This is a genomic window from Allocoprococcus similis (assembly GCF_054660775.1).
Window position 1 is genome coordinate 21302 of sequence record NZ_BAAHSG010000054.1, and the last position, 23923, is coordinate 45224.

The following is a 23923-nucleotide window of genomic DNA, read 5'->3' on the forward strand; positions in this document are numbered from 1 at the left end:
GAGCGAACCGCGTCATTCAATAAAAAGAGAATCAGAAAGGAAAGATGCTATGGTGAATCAGACAAAACAAGTTCTGGAAGAATCTCTGAAAAAGTTAATGCTTCATAAGCCACTTGATAAAATAACGATCCGTGATCTGACGGAAGATTGCGGAATCAGTCGCATGGCATTTTACTATCATTTTAAAGATATTTATGATCTGGTTGAGTGGGCCTGCTTAGAAGATGCGACACGTGCCCTTGCCGGAAAAAAGACCTATGATACCTGGTCGGAAGGTCTGGTACAGATTTTTGATGCCGTTTATGAGAATAAACCTTTTATTCTGAATGCTTACCGTTGTATCAGCAGGGATCAGATAGAAAGTTTTTTGTTTCATCTGACATCAGATCTATTGATGAACGTTGTAGAAGAAAAGGCGGAAGAAACAAATATTTCCGAAGAAGACAGGCGTTTTATTGCTGATTTTTATAAATATAGTTTTGTAGGAATTATGCTTGACTGGATCAAGCAGGGAATGAAAGATGATTATGTGGATCTTGCAAAAAAGATCAGCATTACGATCCATGGAAGTCTTACTAATTCTATTGAGAACTTTGCAGTTATTTCCGAAAAGGAAAAGCTTTAATACTATTCGAGAGAAACTTTACAAAAGAGGGCAGATGATAAGTTTTTTATCACTTGTCCTTTTTTGTAAATTGAAAATCCTCACAAAAAATCATATGATAGCCACAACAAGTTTTGAAAGGTGGTTATCATTATGGCAAATAAAAAATCGAAACTCGGTGTGATCTCTGCGGTGGCAGCAGGAACAGGAACAGCAATCTATCTCGCACAGAAGGCTAAAAAAGAATCCGGCAATTCTTCGGAATCCAATACTTCTATATTTGGAAAAAAATCATCTGCCGGTTCTTCTGTTCCGAATAATTATCGCAATACAGAACGTGGAAAATATGACCGTAACAGTAAAGGAATCTATTATTCCAACGGAAACTATGAAGCATTTGCACATCCTGAAAAACCGGAAGGTGTTGATGAAAAACATGCCTATATCGTAGGAAGCGGACTTGCTTCACTTGCAGCTGCATGTTTCCTTGTTCGTGATGCTCAGATGCCGGGATCGCATATCCATATTCTGGAGGCAATGGATATCGCCGGAGGCGCCTGTGACGGAATCTATGATTCTTCCCGCGGATACGTAATGCGTGGCGGACGAGAGATGGAAAACCATTTCGAATGTCTCTGGGATCTTTTCAGAAGCATTCCATCCATCGAAACACCGGGAGTTTCGGTACTTGACGAATACTACTGGCTCAATAAGCATGATCCGAACTACTCTCTTTGCCGTGCAACGGTAAATCGTGGAGAAGATGCACATACAGACGGAAAATTTAATCTTAGTCAGAAAGGCTGTATGGAGATTATGAAGCTCTTCATGACAAAGGATGAAGATCTTTATGATAAGAAGATTGAAGATGTTTTCGATGAGGAAGTATTTGATTCCACATTCTGGCTTTACTGGAGAACCATGTTTGCATTTGAAAACTGGCACAGTGCCTTGGAAATGAAATTATATTTCCAGAGATTTATCCACCATATCGCAGGACTGCCTGATTTCAGTGCACTGAAATTTACAAAATATAACCAGTACGAATCACTTATCCTTCCAATGCAGAAATATCTGGAAGAAGCAGGTGTAGATTTCCAGTTCAATACAGAAGTTACAAATGTTGTATTTAAATTTGAAGGAAATAAAAAGATTGCTTCAGCAATTGAGTGTAAGGTAAACGGACAGGAAAGAGGCATTGTTCTGACAGAAAACGATCTTGTGTTTGTTACAAACGGAAGCTGTACAGAAGGAACTATTTACGGAGATCAGAATCATGCACCGAACGGGGATGCAGAAGTCCGTACAAGCGGAGTGTGGAGTCTCTGGAAAAATATTGCAAGTCAGGATCCTTCTTTTGGACATCCTGAAAAATTCTGTTCTGATATTTCCAAGACAAATTGGGAGTCTGCGACAGTTACAACACTGGATGAAAAGATCATTCCATATATCACAGATATCTGTAAACGTGATCCACGTACCGGAAATGTTGTAACGGGTGGTATTGTCAGCTGTCAAGATTCCAGCTGGCTCCTTAGCTGGACCATCAATCGTCAGGGACAGTTTAAGGATCAGGATAAAGACAAAGTCTGTGTCTGGGTTTACGGATTATTTACAGATGTACCGGGAGATTATATCAAGAAACCGATGAAAGATTGTACCGGAAAAGAAATCACCGCTGAATGGCTCTATCATCTTGGTGTGCCGGAAGATCAGATCATGGATCTGGCAGAAAACAGTGCAGTCTGCGTACCGACAATGATGCCTTATATTACAGCATTTTTCATGCCGCGTACGAAAGGTGACCGCCCGGATGTTATTCCGGATGGATGCGTCAACTTTGCATTCCTTGGACAGTTTGCAGAGACTCCGAGAGATACTGTGTTCACAACAGAGTATTCGGTGCGTACAGCAATGGAAGCTGTCTATGGGCTTCTCAAAGTTGACCGCGGGGTTCCGGAAGTATGGGGAAGTGTCTATGATATCCGTGAGCTTCTTGACAGCTCCGTAAAACTTATGGATGGAAAATCTCCGCTTGAAATCCAGCTTCCGGGTCCTCTGAATGCACTGAAAAAACCGCTTCTGAAGCTTGTAAAAGGAAATGTGATCGAAAAGGTACTTCGTGATCATAACGTGCTTAAAGACGGAATGTAGAATAAAAACAGATATATTCCATATTGGGACGTGATGAGGATGGTGAAAATCCAGAGCTGTTGATTTATAAAAAGAGATAATATAAGCAAAAAGAAAAGTCTTGACAAATAAACGACCGTTTACTATTATAAAGATGTAAACGATCGTTTATTTATATTGGAGGAAATGTGTATGGGAAATAGGAAAGAGGAAATATTAATTGTGGCACTGCATCTGTTTGCCAGAGATGGTTATGAGGCTGTCTCAGTCAGCCAGATAGCAGGAGAACTTGATATGACAAAAGGGGCATTGTACCGTCATTACAAAAGCAAAAGAGATATTTTTGACTGTATTGTGCAGCGTATGGAGCAGCAGGATGGCGAACAGGCAACAGAATATGATATGCCGGAAGAGGAAAAAGAAAAAATGCCTGAAAAGTATGAGACAGTATCACTGGATGATTTTGTGGAATACAGCAAGTCTATGTTTGAATACTGGACAGAGGATGATTTTGCATCATCGTTTCGGAAGATGCTGACCATAGAGCAGTTTCGCAGTGAAGAGATGCAGAATTTATATCAGCAATATCTGGCATCCGGACCGGCAGAATACGTGAAGGATTTGTTCAAAAGTATGGAAATGAAAAATCCAGAAGAAACTGCGGTTCAATTTTATGCAAATATGTTTTTCTATTATAGCATGTATGATGGAGCAGCAGATAAGGCGAAAGTAAAATGCCAGTTTGAACAGATGCTGAACAAAATGGTAGAAGAAATGAAACAGTAAAATAAGAGCCAGACGCTTAAGACGCAGAGCCGTTAATTCTGATACTGAAAAATCAGGATTATCGGTTTTTATTTACGCGAGTAGCGAGAAAAATCGCATGCTTGCATGCAGATTTGGCGAGCACCGCGATAACTCGAGAAACTCGCAAAGCGTGTTTCTCGTAGTTTTTAAGAGAGGACATAAAAGAAATGGAAAAAAGTAATATTATGATTCGTTTAGAGAAAAAGGAAGAACATCAGAAAGTAGAAAATTTGGTAAGAGACAGCTTTTGGAATGTGTATCGTCCAGGATGCCTTGAGCATTATGTATTGCATCAGCTCAGAAATGATCCGGCATTTGTTCCGGAACTGGATTTTGTGATGTTTCTTAATGAAAATGGCAAAGAGGACAAGCTGATCGGTCAGAACATGTTTATGAGAACGAGTATTAAAGCGGATGATGGAAGAAATATCCCAATTATGACGATGGGACCAATCTGTATCAAGAATGAATATAAGCGGAAAGGATATGGTAAAATCCTGCTTGATTATTCATTGGAGAAAGCTGCAGAGCTTGGCTGTGGAGCACTATGCTTTGAAGGAAATATCGATTTTTACGGTAAGAGTGGATTCAGACAGGCAAGCGAGTATGGCATTCGATATCATGGATTGCCAGAGGGGGAAGATGCATCATTCTTCTTGTGTAAAGAACTTGTACCGGGTTATCTTAACGGGATTACTGGAGAGTATGCAACACCGGAAAGCTATCTTGTAGATGAGCAGGAGGCAGAAGAGTTTGATAAGCAGTTTCCATATAAAGAGAAAAAGAAACTGCCGGGACAGTTATTCTAACCTGTACTTGAATTATGCTGAGCGATGTGATATAGTGAAACTACCGAATGGTAGTTAAAACAAAACCAATAGGTAATACATAGGGGATGGTTAAAACGAATAATGAGTGATACAAGAAAAAAAGAGATTATTATGGCTACATTGGAGCTGGCGGCGAATAAAGGACTTGGTAATGTATCCATGAATATGATTGCAGATAAAGTTGGGATAAAAAAACCATCATTATACAATCATTTTGCATCCAAAGAGGAGCTTGTTGAAGTAATGTATCAATTTCTCCGGGAAGAGGCTAAGAAAAATGTCAATATAGGTGCGATTGATTATACGGTTATTTTTGCCGGCAAGAGTGCTTTGGAAATATTGAAGATGATGGTCGGCGGATATTTTAACATGAACAAGCAGGAACATATGTTAAATTTCTACAAGGTTATCTATTCCGAAAGAAGTCTGAATCCTATGGCAGCCAAAATTGTCGCAGAAGAGACGGATAAGATGATTATAGCAACGAAGCAGCTGTTCTATGCGATGGAAATACATAAATTACTTCATTTTACAAATCCGGATATGAGTGCGGTAAGCTTTGCTATGACCGTACATGGACTGATGGATTACGAACTGGATCAGAGCAATGGTAAGTGTAGCTATGAAACAGATAAGAATCTTTTGAACGATTATCTGAAATGGTTTTGTGAGGAGAATGCTGTATGATAAAGAAAAAGAGTTTATTGAATTATTGTGGTTTACTTGGAGTAGCAGCTTTTTTGTCATATACAGCAGCGGTTGTATTTTCACCGCTTGCATATCCGGGCTATGACTGGATGGCACAGGCGGTAAGTGACCTTAGTGCATCGAATGCACCATCGCTTCAGTTGTGGAACCAGCTAAGCAGTCTGTACAATGTATGTACTCTGGTGTGTGCAATGATGGTATGTATAGGCATTCAGGGTAAGAAAAACAGACTCCTGCGGGTAGGCATCTATCTGTTCACGGTTATGGAGTGGGTGTCAGCAGTAGGATTTGGCATGTTTCCTTTAAGTGACAGTGGCTATGCAGGTACATTTCAGGATAAGATGCATATTTTTTCGACCGTGATCGTTGTTTTATTGTCCATAGTATCTCTGGTTTTGATTATTATTGCCGGAGCAAAGGATAAAAGCTGTCGTTCTTATGGCATTTTTGCAGCAATTGCTCTTGGTATGATGATGGTAGGTGCAATAGGGATGAATATTGTACCGAAGGATTATTTCGGGATTGTTGAAAGATTCAGTGTGTTTGCTGCGACAGGATATAATGCAGTGCTTGGAATAGAACTGTATCGGATGACGTTTTAGAAAGTGAAAAATAGATACTTGTCATTGACATGTATGTATAAAGTGATATACTATAAACAAGTTTATAATAAACTAATTTATAGTATTGGAGATTTTATATGCCAAGTAGTCCAAAAATAAAAAAAGAAGATATGTTGCAGGCTGCACTGGAGCTTGTTTCAAAAAATGGATATGCCGCTCTTAACATAAAAGCTGTAGCTGGGGAACTGGGATGCTCTACAGCACCGATTTCATGGCAGTTTGGTGGAATGGATGGATTGCGTGAGGAATTGATTCCTTTTGCGGAGCAGTATGTAGAGGATAAGTATTATAGTCAGAATGAAAACGAACTTGCAACATTCGAACAAAGAGGAAAAGGAACCATTGACTTAGCATTAGAAAATCCTAATCTGTTTCGTTTCCTTTACATGGGAGAGCGAAGCCAGCTGCTAAGTACAGGCTTCGAGTTACAGACGAATAATCAGGATGCAGCTAATATGTATCAGGAGATGGCAGAACTGCTTGGGATTACACCAAGACAGGTAATGGATTTTGCGATGACAATGATGGTGTATACACAGGGGATAGGAACCCTTATTGCATCAGGAATCGTCAAGGATACGAAAGAAAATATGTATCGTATGCTTCATAATACCGGTATGACATATTTAAAAGGCTTAGGTGTGAAGGACAGCACTTTGTGGGATTTATCAGGAGGTGACAGGTCAGATGAAAGCAGTAGTAACGGATAAATGGATCTTGTGTCCGGTATGTGGTGCAAAAACACGGACACAGATACTGGATGATACGGAATTAAAGCATTTTCCGCTGTTTTGTCCAAAATGTAAAAAAAGTTTTATTATCAATGTAAAGGATCATATAGTGGATTATCAATCTATTGCCAGACGCTAAGACGCAGAGCAGAAACGAAATGTTTTTTGCCTGCGTCTTATTTGTTATGGCGACGAGGAAAATGCATGCATTTATGCAGTGCATTTGACGACCGCTAATCAGAGCGAGATTCGCAAAGCGTATCTCGCTCTGTTGGAGAGGAGAGCATTATGAATAAATACTTGAATTACTGGGGACTGATTTTTGTTAGTGTGATTTTAATCCCTAATATTGTGTTTGCAATAACATGTAAAGATGGATTCGAAAATCGGTATCAGAATAAAATAGTTGAATTTCTTGAGCAGATTGGGAGGTTTGGCTGTTTTTTCAGCATGTTTCTTATAATCCCTTTTATGAACAGCGGGTATTGGTTTAAACAGGGGAAAACAGTATATCTGTTTTTTGGGGTGATGCTCGTAGTATTGTATTGCTTAGGCTGGATAGTATTCTGGAAAGAGGATTCTATACGAAAGTCCTTATATCTATCAATTATCCCATCTTTGCTATTTATTGAAAGCGGTATTATAAGCGGCAATATCTTACTATTGATTTTTGCGGTTATCTTTGCTCCGTGTCATATCCTAATAAGCTATATGAATGCGGTTTTAATATGAGTTGTTAAAGATTGGAAAGGGGCAACAGTGTGATGAAGAAGAGTATGAAAAAGCATTCTGTTATCAAACGTACAGTACATTATACAGAATTCTTCCAAGAGGCTACCGTGTATGGGCATCTTCGGCAGAACTTTATGATGCGATGATTTATGTTTCGGATGCTCATCCGATAGAAGTGATAGAAGATTAGAAAAAGGTTGACAAGTTACCAATTGGTTACTGCAATATAAGTAATCGATTGGTAACTGCTAATGGGCATGGACAATTTTTGCATTTATATTACTTTTTAATATATAGATTTTATTTTAAAAGATAAATCCAACATATGCTGCAGCATTTAAGAAAAAATGAAAACATAAGGAGAAGATATGGAATCAGATATCATTAAAATCAGACACCTGAATAAAAGCTTTGGCGAAGTAAAAGCGGTAAATGATTTGAGCTTTCGTGTGAAAAAAGGAGAATTGTTTGCGTTTCTTGGAGTAAACGGTGCAGGGAAAAGTACAACCATTTCCATTCTCTGTGGACTGCTGAAAAAAGACAGTGGAACGGTTCAGATAAACGGAATAGAAGCTGACAAAGCCGGCGCACAGACAAAACGAATGCTTGGTGTTGTATTTCAGGATAGCGTTCTTGATAAACCACTAACGGTAAAAGAAAACCTAATGAGCAGAGCTGCTTTGTATGGCATTACAGGAAATGCCTTTGATAAGAGATTACAGGAGCTGGTCGAGATTCTGGATTTTGACGAGTTCTTAAACAGACCTGTAGGTAAGCTGTCGGGCGGTCAGAGAAGAAGGATTGATATTGCCCGCGCATTATTGCACAGACCGGAAATTTTGATTCTTGACGAGCCTACTACAGGGCTTGATCCACAGACAAGGCAGTTAATCTGGAATGTTATCGAGAAGCTTCAGAAAACAGAAAATATGACAGTATTTCTGACCACACATTATATGGAGGAAGCTGCTAATGCCGGGTATGTTGTGATTCTTGACAAAGGAAGTATTGCAGCGGAAGGTACACCGTTTGAACTTAAAAATGATTATGTGCAGGATATCGTGTCTGTTTATGGTGTTTCTGAAGATGAAATAAAGTCATTGAACAGAGAATATAAAAAAATACGTGACGGATATCAGATAAAAGTAAGAAATACGAAAGAAGCTACGGAGCTTATTGTAGAACATCAGGAGTTATTCATGGATTATGAAGTAGTAAAAGGCGGTATGGATGATGTATTTCTTGCAGTCACAGGGAAGAAGCTTGGAGGTGAGCATTGATGGGAACAGTATTGGCACTAATGAACAGGAACAGGAAACTGTTTTTTAAAGATAAAGGGATGTTGTTTACGTCAATGATCACACCCGTCATTTTGATTGTTCTGTATGCTACGTTTCTTGCAAAAGTTTTCAGAGATTCTTTTACAGCGGCGATTCCGGATATGATCACGATTTCGGATAAGCTCATCAATGGAACCGTGGCAGCACAGCTGACAGCATCACTTATGGCAGTGAGCTGTATTACTGTAACATTCTGTGTGAATCTGACTATGGTGCAGGACAAGGCAAACGGAACAAGGAAGGATTTTAATGTTTCGCCTGTCAGCAAGGGGAAAATTTATTTAGGATATTTTCTGTCAACAGTTGCTAATTCTTTGATGGTCAATGGACTTGCGTTTGTATTATGCCTGGGATATTTACTTAAAATGGGATGGTATATGAATGCAGCAGATGTATTATGGGTTTTATTTGATATGATATTGCTCGTCCTGTTTGGAAGTACGCTCTCAAGTATCATTAGCTTTCCATTGACAACACAGGGACAGCTTTCAGCTGTGGGTACAATTGTCAGCGCAGGATATGGTTTTATATGTGGTGCTTATATGCCGATTTCAAATTTTGGTTCAGGTCTTCAGAAGGCGCTGTCTTATCTTCCGAGTACCTATGCCACTTCATTGATTAAGAATCATATGCTTCACGGAGTTTTCAGAGAGATGGAGAGAAAACATTATCCGGATGAAATGGTTGAAGTGATAAGAGACACTCTTGATTGCAATCCGGTATTTCATGGAAATGTGGTAAGGGTAAATCAGATGATCGGCATTATGATGGGAAGCATAACTGTATTTGGAATAATTTATTATTTGGTTACATTGCTGCCAGAGGGTGAAGGCGGACGATAGAAAATATTATTTTCGGCGGGTGAAAGTCGCGTGTTTCACCTGATGACACGATAGGTGTCGCTCATGTGACAGCACGATTCTTACTATTTTTCGTAGTATATGTTACCTTCCAATCAGCCAACAGGTAAAAAAGAAAAGGAAGGTAAAATAAAATGAAGAAAAACGGAAAGAAGCTATTAATTTTAGGAACTGCGTTACTTGTAATGTTTGTAATCTGGACATGTTTAATACAATGTGTGGATGTGCAGTCGGTAGGACAGAAGGACACGGAGATTGGATTCGCAACCTTTAACTGCTGGTTTCACAGAGTTACCGGAGTACACATGGCAATCTATACGATTACCGACTGGTTAGGTCTTGTACCGATATTTGTATGTATGACATTTGGTGGAGTTGGTTTCGTACAACTGATAAAAAGGAAAAGTCTTTTTAAGGTTGACAGAGATCTGATTTTCCTTGGAATTTATTATGTAGCAGTGATTTTGGGATATCTGATTTTTGAGATGATTCCGATTAATTACAGACCAATTCTGATTGATGGGATGCTTGAGGCATCTTATCCATCATCTACAACGCTGCTTGTACTAAGCGTTATGCCTACTTTGGTATATCAGGTAAATCGCAGAAGCACAAATCTGTTGCTTAGAAGATTTGTGTGTGTAATGTCAATCATTTTTTCTACATTTATGGTGTTTGGAAGACTGGTTGCAGGAGTGCATTGGTTTACGGATATCGTTGGTGCTATGATTTTGAGTGCGGGGCTGTATTGCTTGTACAAAGCAATGGTTCTGTTATTTTGTGATGATAAGTAATTACGAGTGAGAATGAATGGAGGTTCTGCCATGGAATTTAATGAAAAACTGAAAGAGTTAAGAAGCAGCAGAGGCTTAACACAGGAAGAATTGGCAGAAGCTCTGTTTGTTTCAAGGACAGCTATTTCGAAGTGGGAATCGGGCAGAGGGTATCCGAGTATTGATTCGCTAAAAGAAATTTCGTCGTTTTTCGCTGTGACAATTGATGAACTGTTGTCTGGGGAAAAATTACTTTCAATTGCGGAGAAAGAAAATAAATCCAATATGCAGAATCTGTGCAGCATTCTGATCGGGGCTATTGACTTGTTTCATTTTCTGCTGATTGTGCTGCCTCTGTATCCAAAATCAATGAAAGAATATATTGCATCCGTAAATCTGTTCGGCTATGCAGAAACATCAGCCTTTAACAGGATGGTTTATTGGGTATTGTTCTTTTTATTAATGTTAATTGGAGTTGTAGAGATCATAGTTACGCAGTTAAAAATTGAAAAAGTATACAAGATGGTAATTGTATTTTCCATATTGCTTGGTATCGCAGCAGTACTGTTTCTGGCTTTGACAGGGGAGACATATGCAACAGCACTGGCATTTCTGCTTTTGGTGTTGAAAGCAGGTTTATACATGAAAGGAAGATAGAGAGGTAAGATTCATGAGACAATTAGTTCTATATATTCATGGAAAAGGTGGAAATGCTATGGAAGCGGACCATTATAAAACATTATTTGCAGGATATGATGTGGTAGGACTGGATTACCATGCAGACAATCCGTGGGAGGCAATAAATGAATTTAATGGGCACATTCATTGCTGACCTTGTGTTACAGATACTATCATTTGTTGCGCAGAATGAGCGTGAGAACATCAGAAAAAGACAGGCACAGGGCATAGCAGTGGCGAAAGCAAAGGGCGTAAAATTTGACAGACCAGAAATTGTACTTCCAGAGAATTTTGGGGACTTGTCTATAAATGGGAAAAGAAAAGGTTTCCTTTATCGGAAGTCTTGGAAGTGTGCAAAATGAGTGGAGCTATGTTTTATAGGAAATTAAGGGAATATCGCTTATTACAGCAGAAATAGTCTGTTCTGAACTATTAAAAGGTACATTTTTTGCAAAAAATATAATCTGGCAATCTTAGCAAAAATTACATCTTCAAAGCTGTTCTAAATGATTAATTTATTGAAAAACAGGCGTTTTCAGCTATACTTGAATACTAGATAATGATATAATAGCTATTAAAGAGTGTACCTTTTGAGAAAAGTCAAGGAAAGGAGCAGAAAGTAAATATGAAACAAAGATATTTGAAAAAGCCTTGTTCATTTTTGCTGGTAAGTGCAATGGTATTGACTATGTTTCCGGCATTTAGTACCAGCGTTCATGCAGAAGAAAATCAATCGCCAACGAAAGAGCAGTTTTCAACTGTTGAAGAATTAAAAAGCTATGATACAAATGATAATGACGGAGTGAAAAACCCTGCAAAAGTCTATTTCGGAAACAACAATCAACAGTGGTGGATTGCAGGAAGTCAAAGTAATAATAGCTTAACGTTATTTTCGTAAGCGATGAATAACCCACCGTTTAGACAGTTTCCTTTTTTCATGAGATAATTCTCTCATGGAGTGGAACTTCTATACATCTTCTATGTTACTTTACTATTCGGACCATTTTACTTCACATCATTAGGGTCCAGTGTAAAAAAACACTCCAAATATTTTTAGAATTAGGAGTGATTTACTTTGAAAAGACATCCGCGCCGATCTGATGAGGAATGGCTAAATATTATTCATGAGTGCCGTACCAGTGGCCTTCCTGATAAAACCTGGTGTGAAGAACATCATATTCACACAAGTAAGTTTTATTATCATATACGCCGCCTGCGGGCCAAGGCATGTGAAATTACAGAACGGGAGGCTACGCTTCCCCAAAAACAGGAAGTTGTTCCGGTTTCTTTTGCAGAGCAGGAATTCTGTATCCCGCCAACCCAAACAGCAGGTGGGGAGGGGATTCATCCTGATACAGTCATCACAATCCGGATGAATGGAATCCAGCTTGATATCTCAAACAGGGCAGCCAGGGAAACGATCGCAAATACGGTCTCTGTGCTGCGGGCATTATGTTAGGTGACATCTCCGGTGTATCAAAAATTTTCCTGATCACCGGCAGGACCGACATGAGAAAGAGTTTCGATGGTTTGATGGCGATCATCCGCGACACCTATCAGCTGGATCCATACGCCAATGCTGTCTATCTGTTCTGCGGAAGGGATAGCCGTAAAATCAAAGCCCTTTACTTTGACAAAACAGGATTCGTCCTGATGCAGAAAAGGCTGGATGGAACCGGACGTTTCCAGTGGCCGAGGACTGCTTCCGAAGCAAGGCTTCTTTCCAGGCAGGAATTCCGGTGGCTTATGGAAGGCCTTTCCATCGACCAGCCAAAGGCAATCAGGGTTGGTGGGCGGAAGAAAGATTTTTAACCTTTGTGCAAAACAGAGATTTTATAAATTTTCATTTCTGTTCCAGGTCAAAGACAATAGGCATTTATCCACCGTCCGCTTCCTGCGGTTTTTGGACTTGTGGATGTTCCCACCCCAGGGACGGCTCTGATTTTTTATCTGTGGATAACTTTCCTGAAAAAAAGCAAAGTGGCATGATATTTACAGCTTTTTGCCCTTTTTCAGGAAAGTTATCCCCCGTCATAATGACGAAGCGAAAATCCCGCTGGTTTGCGCCCATCTTTCTTTTCCTTTATAATAAAGATAAGAAAGAAAAGGACGGATAAAGCCAATGCCTGTAAATCCTGAGGATATGATCCAGCTGCTTATGAAAACAAATGCGGAGCAGGAAGAACGCCTGAAAGAAAAGGACCAGACGATCTCTGACCTGCGTTCCACTGTTGAGGAACTCCGCAACATGGTGACAGATCTTAAAAGTACCATTGCAAACCTGAATGAAACCCTGGATGAGTTTAAGAGAAAGTTTTTTGGTACTTCCAGCGAAAAAGTAAAGAAGGAAATATCCGTGGATCTGTCTGGACAGGATACAGAGCCAGAAGAAACTGTCGTGGTCAAAGAACATACACGTACCAGAAAAAAGAAATCCGTACGTGATGATCTGTATGCCTTGCTCCCCATCCGGGATATCAAATGTGACGTACCGGAATCGGAACGTTTCTGCCCGGACTGCGATGCGCCTATGGAACATCTTGGGTACAAAACTGTCCGTGAGGAACTGAGGATCACCCCTGCGAAGGTAGAACGTGTCAGGTATCTTCAAGAGACCCTGGTCTGTCCGGCCTGCCGCGAGGAGGACGATACAATGATCCGGGCAGCCAAAACACCAACTGCCTTACTTCCCCATAGTCCGGCATCACCGGATATGGTGGCAATGGTCATGTACCAAAAAAGCTGTCTGTATCTTCCCTTCTATCGCCAGGAAAAAGACTGGTTCCAGAAAGGAGTCCCTCTTCCACGGGAAACAGCAGCACACTGGTATAACTACTGTGCGCTGGAATACTTTGCCCCCATATATGAGGCACTTCACCAGGAACTTTTAGGCCGGGAAGTGATCCATGCGGATGAGGTACCATGCCAGGTTCTTCATGAAGAAGGGAAGGAAGCCACCTCAAAATCTTATATGTGGATCTATCTGAGTGGAAGCGATGGGCTTCCGGGGATCGTGCTTTACGATTACCGGCCCGGCAGAGGCGGGGAAAACCCGATCGAATTCCTGTCCGGATTCAAAGGGCTGCTGCACTGTGACGGTTACTCCGCATACGGAAGGATCGAAGATGTGATCCTGGTATGCTGCCTGGCACATTGCCGCAGGAAGTTTTATGAAGCTGTCCCGGCAGGACGCCGGAAAAAGCTGAAGCTTCTGGATATCAATTCAGAAGAGGAACTGAAAGAGCCTTCTTCCGGAATGTCAGATGACAACTGCCTTCTTCCGGCAGAAAAAGGAGTAGCTTTCTGCAACCGTCTGTTTTTCCTGGAACGCTGCTATAAGGAACTTCCTGCAGAGGAACGGAAGCAGAAACGCCAGGAAAAGGAACCGGAAATATGGAATGAATTCTGGTCATGGCTGGGAACCCTGAATCCGACAGGCGGAAGCAAACTTGAAAAAGCAGTAAACTATGCCTTCAACCACAAAGAAACACTGATGAACTATCTTCTTGATGGAAGATGTGAGATTTCAAACAACGCAGCGGAACGGAGGGCAAAGTCTTACGCAACAGCCAGGAAGAACTTTCTGTTTCATGATACGGTTGATGGTGCAAATGCAAGCGCAATCGTCATGAGCCTGATTGAAACAGCCAAGGCAAACAACCTGAACATTTATCAATACCTCTACACACTCTTGCTGTATATGCCGGACTACAAAAATGAGCCCGCAGGCATAAAACAGCTGATGCCGTGGAGTGAATTCATAAAGGGAAACTGTTCAGGAATAACAGATACAGAAAAAATACTGCCGGAAAATCGAGGGGACCTTCCTATCTGAGGTTTCCTAGGAGTCGTACACGGGTGGTTATTCATTGCTTACATAAAAACTGCATAATTACATTATTGTTCCAGAACCATATTTTGCCAAATTAAATGAAAGGAATTCCACAATTATGATACAAATAAATGATTATCCATACTTATATGAAACCCATTTACACACCAGCCAAAGCAGTGCCTGTGCGCAGAACTGCGGTTATGAAATGGCAAGAGCCGCCCATGAGGCTGGCTACACAGGAATTATCGTTACGGATCACAACTGGGGCGGAAACAATTGCATTGACTCCCATCTGCCGTGGAAAGAATGGCTTCGGGAGTTTTCCAAAGGCTATCTGGACGCAAAATCTTATGGCGATGCACATGATTTCGACGTCTATTTTGGTTATGAAGCAGGATATAACGGAACAGAATTTCTCATTTATGGAGTTGATATTGACTGGTTGATCCACCACCCGGAGATAAAAAATGCTGCCATCGAAAAACAATTCCAACTGGTACATTCTGCAGGAGGAATGGTCATCCACGCACACCCATTTCGCGAAGATTGGTACATCCCGGAAATCCGTCTTTATCCCGATTCTGTAGACGGCGTAGAAGGGATCAACGCTACCCATTCCTGCCACAAAAGTACCAGCCATAATGAGAAAAGATTCGACGAAAAAGCCATTGCATATGCCAACAGACACCATCTTCCCATGACCGCCGGTTCTGACATACACAGTACCAATATGTTCGGGGGCGGAGTGGCTTTTAAGCGACGTTTGACATCCATCCAGGATTATTGTCATGCAGTCTTATCAGGAGAAGATTATGTGCTTACAAATGGGGATTATGTGTTTGACAGGTATGGAAACTGCTATAAAGGGGCATATATAAAATAAGTTTCTGCTGATGCCCTCCTAACCTGTAAAATCATGATAAATCGCAGGAATATGTAAAAGGTTTCGCCATATATTGGGGACCTTCTGTAAGCGATGAATAACCACCCGTGTACGACTCCTAGGAGACCTCAGATAGGAAGGTCCCCTAGGAGTCGTACACGGGTGGTTATTCATCGCTTACTTATTTTCTGCAAGTTCTATGGGAGATGGAGTACAATTTGAATCAAATTATATGGCCAATAAAACATATGATGATAAGTGGAACTGTACCTATCCTAATGGAGAACCGACAGAAGTTTTCCCGAATCACTACGGAGCGAGTTATATAAGGAATGTTACCTTAAAAGAGATGGAAACTTCTTTTTTTACAGGTTCAGAACAGGCACTGATAAACGAAACAACGATTTATACGGATGATACGAAAAACAACAGCGTCTATTCCACAACGGATAAGCTGTATTTTGCTTATGGAGACCAAAAAGATGATAAACACATTACTGTGGGAAAGAACAGCGCAAATGATTTGAATGATGGTCTTCGTATCGATCCAAGTTATTGGGGAGAATCTGTTCTTGAATTATTTTGGATTCGTTCACCACTTGTTAGGAATGATGATCCGAATGATGGAAGTAATGTTTTGACCGCGTGGCCTTCTAAGAAGAATCCTTCTTTTAATGGAGCGCAAACAAGCAATGTAGAAAAAATAAGGCCTGCTTTTGAACTGAATTCATCGATGATTCTTTTTGCATCGGCTGTTCCGACAGCAACATCTACAGGTAATTTAACACTGCAGGATACGGATGGAGATGGAGCGTTTACATTACGCTATGACGCTGGTAAGTATAGCAAGAACCTAGGTTCAGCCGTAATTTCTTATGATGATAGCAAGGTTATCTTAACAGATGTTCCAAATGGTACATATCTGGTTACGCAAAACAGCAATGGTGCGTATGCGAAACAAATTACGAATGAAACAGAAGTTTCTGCAAGTGGTATGAATTTAGATAATTTTGCGAATTGCAAGATATGGCTGGAAACAACAGATACAGCAAATAGAATCACATATGCGGCTTTGGCAGAGAAAGAACAAGAAACTGCTGTGAATATTGTTGCGGGTGCGGGATTGAATATCACATCGAATAATGGTGTGCAGGAAGTTGGTCCAAACAAGGCAATTACAGATATTATAGTAGAAGCTGTTGACGGATATTTTCTTCCGGATGGTTATGAGGATGGTATCCAGGGCTTGAACGGATTGACAGTAACAAATATCACTAAAAACGGTTTTACCATTTTAGGTACGCCAGCAAGTGATGTGAATATCACACTGCCACCTGCAACAAAGGCAGTTTACAGCATGCTTTTAAGTGGTGACGGAACATTTACAGGAACTTGCGTAGGATATCAACCAATTAACGCAAAGGAATTTACGATTACAAATAACGGAAATGTTGATTTAGAGAATGTAGATATATCTATCACGGGTACAGATAAGGATAAGTTCGAGTTGAGTGGTGATGGTACTACAACCATCCAGCCAAACGACACTCTAAAAGTAGCAGTAGCACCAAAAGACAGTTTAGCAACAGGTATATATCGGGCAACGCTTACTGTAACAGCAGCTAATGCTCAAATAGCAACAACGGAGCTACAGTTTACTGTAAACGAACATGATTATGTTGCAGTCGTTACACCACCAAATTGCACAGAGAAAGGATATACGACATATACTTGCAGGAATTGTAGTCATAGCTACAAAGGAAATGAGGTAGATGCGACAGGTCATACGTGGGGAGAATGGAAAGTCATCAAGGAAGCAACAACCACAGAAACAGGCAAAAAAGAACGTGTTTGTGAACGTTGTGATTATAAAGAAATAGCAGTCATTTCTATGATTTCCAACAAAGAACAGCCTACTACTTCTACAAAGCCAGATACAGCAGTTAAGACAGGCGATAGTACAAATATTTTGCTGTGGAGTATGGTAACGGTCATTTCCCTTGCAGGAGTAATAACGTTATTGTTCTTCAAGCGTAGAAAATGCAGATAAGGTAGAATGAGGACAGAGACAAAGGTTTCTGTCCTTTTTAGAACGTACTTTTAAGGACTCAAACAACCACCATCGGAGTGATCCAGACGTGGTGGCTGTCGTAAGACATCAAGCCATGCCAGCTTTGCTGGCAAACGGCTGGTTCACTCTGATGGTTGGGCGAGCGTCAGCGAGCCATAAAGCCCCCGTTACCTAACAAGGGGGCACAAGAAACTGGAAACTATATTCTGCAAGGCATAAAAATCCTTTGTTTATGCGCTGTAACGGCATTTTCAAAGTGTGATTTAAAATGTGCCTGCGTCACAATACAAAACTGAATACTGCATATCCGAGGACAGTTGATTTTACATTGACTGTCCTTTTTTCGTGCAACAAAACAGAAAGGATAAGTGATTTATGAACAATGATTTTATACAGGAACTGAAAGAAAAGCGTATACGCTACGGCGTATCACAGTCAAGGATACTGAAAAGCGAGGTCTACATAGAAAACAGCGTGCATAACAAACAGTCTATGGATTAATAAATCAGGTTATCGAGAAACGATGATTAAGTTAGCAATGTTCTTTTGTATTTTCTAATCATAACTGTTGACAAGTGACCGATAGGTAACTATAATTAAAGTGACCAAAGGGTAACTTGATAACAGATTTAAATTAGGAGATAGATGTGGAAAGCAAAGAAAAGAACACAAAGGAAAAAATATTGGAAGAAGCTTTGAAGTTATTTGCACAGAGTGGATATATGGGAACATCCATGAATGATATTGCTTCAAAACTTGGAGTAACCAAGGCTGCATTGTATAAGCATTATAAAAGCAAGCAGGAGATATTGGACAGTATTATTGAAAAAATGAATGAATTGGATATTGAGAGAGTAAAGCAGTATGAAATGCCAGAGGGTGATCTGAAAAAGGTTACAGCTGAGTATAAAGAAACGGCATTTGATAAGATTAAGCAGTTCACAAAGGCGCAGTTTCTTCATTGGACAGAGGAAGAATTTTCAAGCTGTTTTCGTAAGATGCTGACATTGGAACAGTACAGAGAGCCACAGATGGCACAGCTATATCAGAATTACCTTGCAAGCGGACCATTAGCTTATATGGAAGCTTTGTTTTCAGGAATGCTGGGAGATGCAGGAAAAGCCAGACAGACAGCACTTGATTTTTATGGACCTATTTTTTTGCTTTATAGCATATATGATGGAGTAGAAGACAAAAGTTATGTGATAAAGTTACTGGAAGAGCATATGGATCATTTTCTACTGGAAATGCAGATAAGTTGAAAGGGTGAAGTGATTTGAACGATGAATCAGAATATCAGGAATGGATTCTTTGCCCCAAATGTGGAAATAAGACAAGATTGAAATTAAGGAAGGATACGGTACTTACAAATTTTCCTTTGTTTTGTCCGAAGTGTAAAGAAGAAAGCCTGATTGATGCAGAAAAATTTATAGTAAAGGAAGCCAGACGCTAAGACGCAGTGCAGATTGTAATATTACAGTTTTGCACTGCGTCATTTATATTATGGGAGGTCAGATAAGAATGAAAGCAATCATATATACATCAAATACCGGAAGCACAGCGGAGTATGCACAATTACTGGGAAAGGAATTGAATCTTCCGGTACATAGTTTACAGCAGGCAAAAAACAAGGTGCTTTCCGGCAGTGAAATCATTTATCTCGGCTGGATTATGGCAGGAGGAATCAAAGGATATAAAGAGGCAGCAAAATTGTATAAAGTGCGTGCAGTCTGTGGTATCGGCATGGGACAGACAGGCACACAGCTAAAAGAGGTCAGGGATAAAAATGCTATTCCACAGAGGATTCCTTTATTTACGTTACAGGGGAACTTTGATGTGAAGAAACTTCATGGGGCGTATTGTTTCATGATGAATGTCATGGTTAAAACTGTCGGAAAGGGATTGGCAAATAAAACCGACCGTACGCCCGAAGAGGATGATATGTTAGATATGATGGTAAATGGTGGAAAACGAGTATCTTTACAGAATTTGAATGCAGTTACTGAGTGGTATAAAAATTTGAATTAGCAGGAGGTAAAACAGATGAAACTCTATTTTGGAAATATGGTAACAACAGTTACTACACTTATGATTGTATCGCTGGTTGGGTTTGTTGGATACTCAATCAGTAACAGAAGCAACATTAATTTCTGGGGCAGAAGGAGCCTGTTTGTTTTGGCATATGGTCTTGTTATATGCTGCTTTGCAGCGGCAAGGGACGGATTGGATAAAACAATTCAGTATACGATAGATGGAAGCTGTGATCCGGGAATATTTTCACTTGTGAGCGTTCCAAACATCGTTGGATGTGTCGGAGCTGCAATCATAATTATTGCAGCAATAGCAACACCAATTGCAAAGTCACAGCATATGCGTGAGATATGGTTTTATGTGATGTCCGGTGGAGTGATGCTAAAGATTGTAGTTATGGAGATTGCAAGAATTATACAGATGTTTTAGGAGTGTTTTCATGAGAGTAGAGACTGAAAGAATGTATCTTTATCCTTTAAGTGATGAAGAAATGCGGTTGGTTATTGAAAAAGAGTCTGATCCTGAGATGAAACAGGCTTACACGGAGATGCTTGAAGGGAGTCTTTCTCATCCTGACAACAGAATATGGTATGCAGTCTGGAATATGGAATTAAAAAATGCTCCGGGAACGATTGTCGGCGATTTCTGCTTCAAGGGTCTTGGAAAAGATGGCGTAGTGGAAATCGGATATGGATTAAGGGAAGAATTTAGACATCACGGATATATGGTAGAAACTGTAAAAGTAATTACGGAATGGGCTTTATCGATGGAAGGAGTCTGTGCTGTAGAAGCAGAGACAGATCTAAAAAATGTGGCATCGCAGAATGTTTTAATGAAAGCTGGTTTTGTGAAGAATGGAGTAATTGGAGAAGAAGGTCCCAGATTTGTTTACAGAGGAAAAGAAAATGAACGATAATCTGGCAACATAATTGAATTGGAGAAAATTAGTGATGAACAGAGATGGCATTAACAAAACAATATTTTGGTCATTGTTATACATATTCTTGTATTCTGCATGTACAGTAATCGCAAATCTATATTTGCCAAATTTATTATTGATTACTGTAGGAGTTAGCGGAATAATTTACATAATATTCAATCTGTTTTTCATCCCATATAAGAGAGAAAAGCTGTTTGTCAATGGGATTTTTGGAGCCTTGGCTGTTATGTTTGCTGGAATATGGCTTGGAAAACAGCTTGATCTTGAGAGTACGATATCTATCGGAGTTGTTGTGACTACGATGGATATTATTAGTTTTACAAAAATTGGGAAAAGAACTGTTAATGCAAAAGCTATGTCAAATAAAACTGTAGCAGCAAAGTTGTTTGTATATGGATTGGACAAGAATGATGTGCTTATACCGACTTGTGGGTTTGGAGATTATTTGTACTATGCTATGTGGATTTCAGGAACGCATGCATTAAGTTCGTTTGGAATGTCTTATGTATTTGTAGCATTTATGGTATGTGTTGGAACAATCATACAGTCAATCACCGTAAAAGTACTTGCAAAAAGAGATGGATTTAAGGGGTTCCCAGGCACGGTATTTCCTTTTTTATGTACAGTATTGGCATATTTATTATTGTATTATCAAGGCATATAAAATTACTTAGATGGAGGTAATAAGCATGAAACCACAGGAAATAAATCCTCAAGAAACAACAAGAGCAGAGGCATTTGAATTATGGATGAATTCACCAAATCCAATGGTAACTTTTTTCAAGAAAATTGATGTGACAAATCTGGTACATATTAGCAGAAAATATAAATGGAAGTTTAATATGCTGTTATGTTGGTGCATTGGCAGGGCTGCTGGTGAAGTAAAAGAATTTTATATGCTTCCGGTTGATGGAAAACTGTATAAGTATGAGAGACTGGCTGTAAATACTATTGTGAAGAATAGAAACGGAGAGGTCAGCTCCTGTGATATTCCTTATGCAGGCAATGTTATCAGACAGTCATGGACGTGTTTTAATCATTGAACCGGGAATAGGCTATAAAGAAGAACACGAACAATATTCCTTAATAACGAACTATTCTTTGATGAAGCCGGAAAGTACAAAAGATTTTATTGTTCCGGGGGACGATAGATATGAACGTGCTTTGAAAAAATTAGAAAAATATAGCTTCGATTTTTCAATTTCAGACGCAATTCATTTACTTTATGATGTACGTCAAGAGGGCGCATGGGCAACGAGAGTTTCTTTCGTGTATTCTACCAAAGAGCAAACCGTATATTATGTAGAAAATAACCATTTTGAATGTATTCAAACATTCACTTTTCCGTTAGAGCGATAAAGGAGGAACCATTATGTTACAGAAAATTTATCCACGTTCCAAAGATAAAGAAACGGTATATCTTAAAAGTGTTATCACCAACCCTAATATCATAGTGGGCGATTATACTATGTATAATGATTTTGTGAAAGAACCAAAAGACTTTGAAAAAAATAATGTTTTATATCAATACCCTATCAATCAAGACAAATTGATAATTGGGAAATTTTGTTCAATCGCGTGTGGAGCAAAGTTTATTTTCAATAGTGCAAATCATACATTATCGTCCTTATCAACATACCCATTTCCTATTTTTTTTGAAGAATGGGGATTAGACGTAAAAGACATTACAAAGGCATGGGATAATAAAGGAGATATTGTTGTCGGAAATGATGTTTGGATTGGTTATGAAGCAGTCATTTTAGCGGGCGTTACGATTGGCGACGGTGCTATTATCGGAGCGCGAGCAGTTGTAACGAAAGATGTTCCACCTTATACAATCGTGGGCGGTGTACCTGCAAAACCTATACGAAAAAGATTTAATGAGGAAACGATTGATATATTGCTCAAATTAAAATGGTGGGATTGGTCTAAAGAAAAAATAGCAAAAAATATTGCCGCTATTCAATCCGGTAATCTTGGATATTTATTATAAAGGAAACACAGACCATATTTCTCTTGATTTTTACTATCAACAATAGTACTATTGATAATAGTAAAAGGAAAGGAGAAATAATATGTCATCAATAGATTTAGTGGTGCTTGGTATCGTGTTAGAAAAACCGCAAAGTGCTTATGACATACAGAAAGATGTAGAATATCATAACTTATCAAAGTGGACGAAAATAAGTGTGCCGTCAATTTATAGAAAAGTTCTGCAATTAAAAGAAAAAGGCTATTTAGAAAGTGATATTGTAAAAGGAGATAAATTTGCTGATAAAGCGATTTACTCTATTACAGAGAAAGGGAAAGAATATTTTGAAAAGTTAATGTTTGCCTATGCTTCTCAAGATGTTCCTCTCTTATTTGATTTTAATGTGGTAATTGCAAATTTGAATAAAGTTAGTTCAAATGAAGCGATTAAACTTATTGCTCAATTAAGAGAAAGTATAAAAATCTCTGCTAAAGCTAATGAAGATTATGCAATTCAATATGCTACTATCCCACTTGTAGGGAGAACGATTTTTGAACAGCAGAAACTTCTCTATAATTCACTTTTAGAATGGCTTAACAATTTTGAAGCTCAAATGAGTAAGGAATGATGTTATGTCTGTAAAAAGTAGCTTGACGGTCATGTTTGAAGCTCCATTTTGGATTGGCGTATATGAACGATTTGACGAGGGATATTATGAAGTTTGTAAAATCACTTTTGGTAGTGAACCTAAAGACTATGAAGTTTATGATTTTTTACTAAAAAATTGGAATAGCCTTAAATTCAGTCCCCCTATCAAATCAGAAATAACAGAAGAACGAAAAATCAATCCTAAACGTATGCAACGAGAAATCAACAATCAGTTACAAAATAAAGGAATGGGAACCAAAGCACAACAGGCGTTGAAACTTCAACATGAACAAAACAAAATGGAACGAAAAGTTAAAAGTAAAGAACAACGGGAAGCTGAAAAAGAACGCCAGTATGCTTTGCGTCAAGAAAAACGAAAAGCTAAACATAGAGGTGACAAACTATAAACAGTCAAGGGGTTTTAAAAAATTTTTAAAATTGTAAAAAAAGGGTAACCTTAATAAGCCATCTGAACATACCGTATTTCAGATGGATGTAGTCAACTTTGAAGAGTTGGATTTAATGAAGCTTTTGAGTATTAAAGTCTATATCTAGCCTCTCCAATGCATAGATGACTCTAATTAGCTTCTTTGCGACATGAGTAATGGCTACTCGGTGCGGTTTGCCTTCTCCACGTTTCTTGGAGTAATAAGTTGCAAAAGATACATGGACAGATGAATCGGGAGTGGAATGGAACAAAGCTGTAAAATAGTCTGCAAATAAA

Annotated in this window: 34 protein-coding genes and 1 pseudogene; 34 read left to right on the forward strand and 1 reads right to left on the reverse strand. The window is 39.3% G+C overall.

From position 1 onward, the window contains the following. Positions 1 to 49 precede the first annotated feature (49 nt). The 19 genes from ACYQ5K_RS16445 to tnpB all read left to right on the forward strand — a co-directional run bounded on the left by ACYQ5K_RS16445 (position 50) and on the right by tnpB (position 12631). Positions 50 to 625: a TetR/AcrR family transcriptional regulator gene (locus tag ACYQ5K_RS16445; protein ID WP_173689057.1), complete on the forward strand. Its 576-nt coding sequence runs from the start codon at positions 50 to 52 to the stop codon at positions 623 to 625. A gap of 132 nt (positions 626 to 757) precedes the next feature. After that, positions 758 to 2758 carry an oleate hydratase gene (locus ACYQ5K_RS16450; RefSeq protein WP_173689056.1) on the forward strand — a complete coding sequence of 667 codons (2001 nt, stop codon included), beginning with the start codon at positions 758 to 760 and terminating at the stop codon, positions 2756 to 2758. A 171-nt stretch (positions 2759 to 2929) separates the two neighbouring features. After that, positions 2930 to 3523: a TetR/AcrR family transcriptional regulator gene (locus tag ACYQ5K_RS16455; protein ID WP_173689054.1), complete on the forward strand. Its 594-nt coding sequence runs from the start codon at positions 2930 to 2932 to the stop codon at positions 3521 to 3523. Positions 3524 to 3711: 188 nt separating this feature from the next. Continuing rightward, complete coding sequence (locus ACYQ5K_RS16460; RefSeq protein ID WP_459778015.1) at positions 3712 to 4353, forward strand: GNAT family N-acetyltransferase; 642 nt, start codon at positions 3712 to 3714, stop codon at positions 4351 to 4353. A 102-nt stretch (positions 4354 to 4455) separates the two neighbouring features. After that, positions 4456 to 5061, forward strand: a complete 606-nt coding sequence (locus tag ACYQ5K_RS16465) for a TetR/AcrR family transcriptional regulator (RefSeq protein WP_459778017.1) — start codon at positions 4456 to 4458, stop codon at positions 5059 to 5061. Then, a complete protein-coding gene (locus tag ACYQ5K_RS16470) occupies positions 5058 to 5684 on the forward strand; it encodes a DUF998 domain-containing protein (RefSeq protein ID WP_459778018.1) in 627 nt (208 codons plus the stop codon). The genes ACYQ5K_RS16465 and ACYQ5K_RS16470 overlap by 4 nt, the downstream gene beginning before the upstream one ends. 98 nt (positions 5685 to 5782) lie before the next feature. Beyond that, positions 5783 to 6415, forward strand: a complete 633-nt coding sequence (locus ACYQ5K_RS16475) for a TetR/AcrR family transcriptional regulator (protein WP_459778020.1) — start codon at positions 5783 to 5785, stop codon at positions 6413 to 6415. Further along, on the forward strand, positions 6393 to 6575 hold the full coding sequence (locus ACYQ5K_RS16480; protein ID WP_173689051.1) for a cysteine-rich KTR domain-containing protein: 183 nt from the start codon (positions 6393 to 6395) through the stop codon (positions 6573 to 6575). The genes ACYQ5K_RS16475 and ACYQ5K_RS16480 overlap by 23 nt, the downstream gene beginning before the upstream one ends. Positions 6576 to 6724: 149 nt before the next feature. Beyond that, complete coding sequence (locus tag ACYQ5K_RS16485; protein ID WP_459778022.1) at positions 6725 to 7168, forward strand: hypothetical protein; 444 nt, start codon at positions 6725 to 6727, stop codon at positions 7166 to 7168. Between the two features lies 1 nt (position 7169). After that, the gene (locus ACYQ5K_RS16490) at positions 7170 to 7358 is read left to right on the forward strand and encodes a hypothetical protein (RefSeq protein WP_459778023.1); all 189 of its coding nucleotides are present in this window, start codon (positions 7170 to 7172) and stop codon (positions 7356 to 7358) included. 178 nt (positions 7359 to 7536) lie between these two features. Then, on the forward strand, positions 7537 to 8448 hold the full coding sequence (locus ACYQ5K_RS16495) for an ABC transporter ATP-binding protein (RefSeq protein ID WP_459778024.1): 912 nt from the start codon (positions 7537 to 7539) through the stop codon (positions 8446 to 8448). Next, complete coding sequence (locus tag ACYQ5K_RS16500; RefSeq protein WP_459778026.1) at positions 8448 to 9350, forward strand: ABC transporter permease; 903 nt, start codon at positions 8448 to 8450, stop codon at positions 9348 to 9350. The genes ACYQ5K_RS16495 and ACYQ5K_RS16500 overlap by 1 nt, the downstream gene beginning before the upstream one ends. A gap of 152 nt (positions 9351 to 9502) precedes the next feature. Then, on the forward strand, positions 9503 to 10162 hold the full coding sequence (locus ACYQ5K_RS16505; RefSeq protein WP_173689046.1) for a phosphatase PAP2 family protein: 660 nt from the start codon (positions 9503 to 9505) through the stop codon (positions 10160 to 10162). 30 nt (positions 10163 to 10192) lie between these two features. Next, positions 10193 to 10798 (forward strand): helix-turn-helix domain-containing protein, encoded by a 606-nt coding sequence (locus ACYQ5K_RS16510; protein ID WP_173689045.1) that lies wholly within the window; start codon positions 10193 to 10195, stop codon positions 10796 to 10798. A 13-nt stretch (positions 10799 to 10811) separates the two neighbouring features. After that, positions 10812 to 10973, forward strand: coding sequence for a hypothetical protein (locus ACYQ5K_RS16515; RefSeq protein WP_173689044.1), 162 nt, complete (start codon positions 10812 to 10814; stop codon positions 10971 to 10973). Beyond that, a complete protein-coding gene (locus tag ACYQ5K_RS16520) occupies positions 10945 to 11181 on the forward strand; it encodes a recombinase family protein (protein WP_330586070.1) in 237 nt (78 codons plus the stop codon). The genes ACYQ5K_RS16515 and ACYQ5K_RS16520 overlap by 29 nt, the downstream gene beginning before the upstream one ends. 263 nt (positions 11182 to 11444) lie before the next feature. Next, on the forward strand, positions 11445 to 11717 hold the full coding sequence (locus ACYQ5K_RS16525) for a hypothetical protein (RefSeq protein ID WP_173689043.1): 273 nt from the start codon (positions 11445 to 11447) through the stop codon (positions 11715 to 11717). A gap of 177 nt (positions 11718 to 11894) precedes the next feature. Next, positions 11895 to 12278 (forward strand): IS66 family insertion sequence element accessory protein TnpA, encoded by a 384-nt coding sequence (gene tnpA / locus ACYQ5K_RS16530; protein ID WP_173689042.1) that lies wholly within the window; start codon positions 11895 to 11897, stop codon positions 12276 to 12278. Further along, positions 12272 to 12631 (forward strand): IS66 family insertion sequence element accessory protein TnpB, encoded by a 360-nt coding sequence (gene tnpB, locus ACYQ5K_RS16535; RefSeq protein ID WP_274597658.1) that lies wholly within the window; start codon positions 12272 to 12274, stop codon positions 12629 to 12631. Before tnpA ends, tnpB begins: the two co-directional genes overlap by 7 nt. 64 nt (positions 12632 to 12695) lie before the next feature. On the opposite strand, the gene ACYQ5K_RS16540 is transcribed toward tnpB, so the two are convergent. Further along, positions 12696 to 12890: a hypothetical protein gene (locus ACYQ5K_RS16540; protein WP_173689040.1), complete on the reverse strand. Its 195-nt coding sequence runs from the start codon at positions 12888 to 12890 to the stop codon at positions 12696 to 12698. Positions 12891 to 12941: 51 nt separating this feature from the next. Here ACYQ5K_RS16540 and tnpC point away from each other — a divergent pair, with 51 nt between their 5' ends. The 15 genes and pseudogenes from tnpC (at position 12942) to ACYQ5K_RS16615 (ending at position 23606) form a co-directional block, all read left to right on the forward strand. After that, positions 12942 to 14654 carry an IS66 family transposase gene (gene tnpC, locus ACYQ5K_RS16545; protein WP_459778028.1) on the forward strand — a complete coding sequence of 571 codons (1713 nt, stop codon included), beginning with the start codon at positions 12942 to 12944 and terminating at the stop codon, positions 14652 to 14654. A gap of 115 nt (positions 14655 to 14769) precedes the next feature. Then, complete coding sequence (locus tag ACYQ5K_RS16550) at positions 14770 to 15537, forward strand: PHP domain-containing protein (RefSeq protein ID WP_179963148.1); 768 nt, start codon at positions 14770 to 14772, stop codon at positions 15535 to 15537. 199 nt (positions 15538 to 15736) lie between these two features. Further along, positions 15737 to 17587 carry a hypothetical protein gene (locus ACYQ5K_RS16555; protein WP_173689039.1) on the forward strand — a complete coding sequence of 617 codons (1851 nt, stop codon included), beginning with the start codon at positions 15737 to 15739 and terminating at the stop codon, positions 17585 to 17587. Between the two features lie 396 nt (positions 17588 to 17983). Then, on the forward strand, positions 17984 to 18109 hold the full coding sequence (locus ACYQ5K_RS16560) for a hypothetical protein (protein WP_274597657.1): 126 nt from the start codon (positions 17984 to 17986) through the stop codon (positions 18107 to 18109). A gap of 146 nt (positions 18110 to 18255) precedes the next feature. Further along, positions 18256 to 18870: a TetR/AcrR family transcriptional regulator gene (locus ACYQ5K_RS16565; protein WP_173689038.1), complete on the forward strand. Its 615-nt coding sequence runs from the start codon at positions 18256 to 18258 to the stop codon at positions 18868 to 18870. Between the two features lie 14 nt (positions 18871 to 18884). Then, positions 18885 to 19080 (forward strand): annotated as a pseudogene (locus ACYQ5K_RS16570) (cysteine-rich KTR domain-containing protein). Positions 19081 to 19129: 49 nt separating this feature from the next. Further along, positions 19130 to 19636 (forward strand): hypothetical protein, encoded by a 507-nt coding sequence (locus ACYQ5K_RS16575; RefSeq protein WP_459778030.1) that lies wholly within the window; start codon positions 19130 to 19132, stop codon positions 19634 to 19636. 15 nt (positions 19637 to 19651) lie between these two features. Continuing rightward, the gene (locus tag ACYQ5K_RS16580; protein WP_173689035.1) at positions 19652 to 20068 is read left to right on the forward strand and encodes a hypothetical protein; all 417 of its coding nucleotides are present in this window, start codon (positions 19652 to 19654) and stop codon (positions 20066 to 20068) included. Between the two features lie 10 nt (positions 20069 to 20078). Beyond that, on the forward strand, positions 20079 to 20555 hold the full coding sequence (locus ACYQ5K_RS16585) for a GNAT family N-acetyltransferase (RefSeq protein ID WP_173689034.1): 477 nt from the start codon (positions 20079 to 20081) through the stop codon (positions 20553 to 20555). Positions 20556 to 20589: 34 nt separating this feature from the next. After that, positions 20590 to 21243, forward strand: a complete 654-nt coding sequence (locus tag ACYQ5K_RS16590; protein ID WP_173689033.1) for a hypothetical protein — start codon at positions 20590 to 20592, stop codon at positions 21241 to 21243. Positions 21244 to 21268: 25 nt separating this feature from the next. Beyond that, positions 21269 to 21622 (forward strand): CatA-like O-acetyltransferase, encoded by a 354-nt coding sequence (locus tag ACYQ5K_RS16595; protein WP_201856675.1) that lies wholly within the window; start codon positions 21269 to 21271, stop codon positions 21620 to 21622. Continuing rightward, complete coding sequence (locus ACYQ5K_RS16600) at positions 21576 to 21938, forward strand: hypothetical protein (protein WP_420315020.1); 363 nt, start codon at positions 21576 to 21578, stop codon at positions 21936 to 21938. The genes ACYQ5K_RS16595 and ACYQ5K_RS16600 overlap by 47 nt, the downstream gene beginning before the upstream one ends. 13 nt (positions 21939 to 21951) lie before the next feature. Then, a complete protein-coding gene (locus tag ACYQ5K_RS16605; RefSeq protein ID WP_173689031.1) occupies positions 21952 to 22572 on the forward strand; it encodes a CatB-related O-acetyltransferase in 621 nt (206 codons plus the stop codon). 82 nt (positions 22573 to 22654) lie between these two features. Then, positions 22655 to 23179, forward strand: coding sequence for a PadR family transcriptional regulator (locus ACYQ5K_RS16610; RefSeq protein WP_118701651.1), 525 nt, complete (start codon positions 22655 to 22657; stop codon positions 23177 to 23179). Between the two features lie 4 nt (positions 23180 to 23183). After that, positions 23184 to 23606: a YjdF family protein gene (locus ACYQ5K_RS16615; RefSeq protein ID WP_173689030.1), complete on the forward strand. Its 423-nt coding sequence runs from the start codon at positions 23184 to 23186 to the stop codon at positions 23604 to 23606. Positions 23607 to 23923 lie beyond the last annotated feature (317 nt).

What these genes read in the sequence shown, in the direction of transcription:
- ACYQ5K_RS16445 (WP_173689057.1), top strand. Translation starts at nt 50, where the DNA reads ATGGTGAATCAGACAAAACAAGTTCTGGAAGAATCTCTGAAAAAGTTA.
- ACYQ5K_RS16450 (WP_173689056.1), top strand. Translation starts at nt 758, where the DNA reads ATGGCAAATAAAAAATCGAAACTCGGTGTGATCTCTGCGGTGGCAGCA.
- ACYQ5K_RS16455 (WP_173689054.1), top strand. Translation starts at nt 2,930, where the DNA reads ATGGGAAATAGGAAAGAGGAAATATTAATTGTGGCACTGCATCTGTTT.
- ACYQ5K_RS16460 (WP_459778015.1), top strand. Translation starts at nt 3,712, where the DNA reads ATGGAAAAAAGTAATATTATGATTCGTTTAGAGAAAAAGGAAGAACAT.
- ACYQ5K_RS16465 (WP_459778017.1), top strand. Translation starts at nt 4,456, where the DNA reads ATGAGTGATACAAGAAAAAAAGAGATTATTATGGCTACATTGGAGCTG.
- ACYQ5K_RS16470 (WP_459778018.1), top strand. Translation starts at nt 5,058, where the DNA reads ATGATAAAGAAAAAGAGTTTATTGAATTATTGTGGTTTACTTGGAGTA.
- ACYQ5K_RS16475 (WP_459778020.1), top strand. Translation starts at nt 5,783, where the DNA reads ATGCCAAGTAGTCCAAAAATAAAAAAAGAAGATATGTTGCAGGCTGCA.
- ACYQ5K_RS16480 (WP_173689051.1), top strand. Translation starts at nt 6,393, where the DNA reads ATGAAAGCAGTAGTAACGGATAAATGGATCTTGTGTCCGGTATGTGGT.
- ACYQ5K_RS16485 (WP_459778022.1), top strand. Translation starts at nt 6,725, where the DNA reads ATGAATAAATACTTGAATTACTGGGGACTGATTTTTGTTAGTGTGATT.
- ACYQ5K_RS16495 (WP_459778024.1), top strand. Translation starts at nt 7,537, where the DNA reads ATGGAATCAGATATCATTAAAATCAGACACCTGAATAAAAGCTTTGGC.
- ACYQ5K_RS16500 (WP_459778026.1), top strand. Translation starts at nt 8,448, where the DNA reads ATGGGAACAGTATTGGCACTAATGAACAGGAACAGGAAACTGTTTTTT.
- ACYQ5K_RS16505 (WP_173689046.1), top strand. Translation starts at nt 9,503, where the DNA reads ATGAAGAAAAACGGAAAGAAGCTATTAATTTTAGGAACTGCGTTACTT.
- ACYQ5K_RS16510 (WP_173689045.1), top strand. Translation starts at nt 10,193, where the DNA reads ATGGAATTTAATGAAAAACTGAAAGAGTTAAGAAGCAGCAGAGGCTTA.
- ACYQ5K_RS16515 (WP_173689044.1), top strand. Translation starts at nt 10,812, where the DNA reads ATGAGACAATTAGTTCTATATATTCATGGAAAAGGTGGAAATGCTATG.
- ACYQ5K_RS16520 (WP_330586070.1), top strand. Translation starts at nt 10,945, where the DNA reads ATGAATTTAATGGGCACATTCATTGCTGACCTTGTGTTACAGATACTA.
- ACYQ5K_RS16525 (WP_173689043.1), top strand. Translation starts at nt 11,445, where the DNA reads ATGAAACAAAGATATTTGAAAAAGCCTTGTTCATTTTTGCTGGTAAGT.
- tnpB (WP_274597658.1), top strand. Translation starts at nt 12,272, where the DNA reads ATGTTAGGTGACATCTCCGGTGTATCAAAAATTTTCCTGATCACCGGC.
- ACYQ5K_RS16540 (WP_173689040.1), bottom strand. Translation starts at nt 12,890, where the DNA reads ATGGGCGCAAACCAGCGGGATTTTCGCTTCGTCATTATGACGGGGGAT.
- tnpC (WP_459778028.1), top strand. Translation starts at nt 12,942, where the DNA reads ATGCCTGTAAATCCTGAGGATATGATCCAGCTGCTTATGAAAACAAAT.
- ACYQ5K_RS16550 (WP_179963148.1), top strand. Translation starts at nt 14,770, where the DNA reads ATGATACAAATAAATGATTATCCATACTTATATGAAACCCATTTACAC.
- ACYQ5K_RS16555 (WP_173689039.1), top strand. Translation starts at nt 15,737, where the DNA reads ATGGGAGATGGAGTACAATTTGAATCAAATTATATGGCCAATAAAACA.
- ACYQ5K_RS16560 (WP_274597657.1), top strand. Translation starts at nt 17,984, where the DNA reads ATGAACAATGATTTTATACAGGAACTGAAAGAAAAGCGTATACGCTAC.
- ACYQ5K_RS16575 (WP_459778030.1), top strand. Translation starts at nt 19,130, where the DNA reads ATGAAAGCAATCATATATACATCAAATACCGGAAGCACAGCGGAGTAT.
- ACYQ5K_RS16580 (WP_173689035.1), top strand. Translation starts at nt 19,652, where the DNA reads ATGAAACTCTATTTTGGAAATATGGTAACAACAGTTACTACACTTATG.
- ACYQ5K_RS16585 (WP_173689034.1), top strand. Translation starts at nt 20,079, where the DNA reads ATGAGAGTAGAGACTGAAAGAATGTATCTTTATCCTTTAAGTGATGAA.
- ACYQ5K_RS16590 (WP_173689033.1), top strand. Translation starts at nt 20,590, where the DNA reads ATGAACAGAGATGGCATTAACAAAACAATATTTTGGTCATTGTTATAC.
- ACYQ5K_RS16595 (WP_201856675.1), top strand. Translation starts at nt 21,269, where the DNA reads ATGAAACCACAGGAAATAAATCCTCAAGAAACAACAAGAGCAGAGGCA.
- ACYQ5K_RS16600 (WP_420315020.1), top strand. Translation starts at nt 21,576, where the DNA reads ATGCAGGCAATGTTATCAGACAGTCATGGACGTGTTTTAATCATTGAA.
- ACYQ5K_RS16605 (WP_173689031.1), top strand. Translation starts at nt 21,952, where the DNA reads ATGTTACAGAAAATTTATCCACGTTCCAAAGATAAAGAAACGGTATAT.
- ACYQ5K_RS16610 (WP_118701651.1), top strand. Translation starts at nt 22,655, where the DNA reads ATGTCATCAATAGATTTAGTGGTGCTTGGTATCGTGTTAGAAAAACCG.
- ACYQ5K_RS16615 (WP_173689030.1), top strand. Translation starts at nt 23,184, where the DNA reads ATGTCTGTAAAAAGTAGCTTGACGGTCATGTTTGAAGCTCCATTTTGG.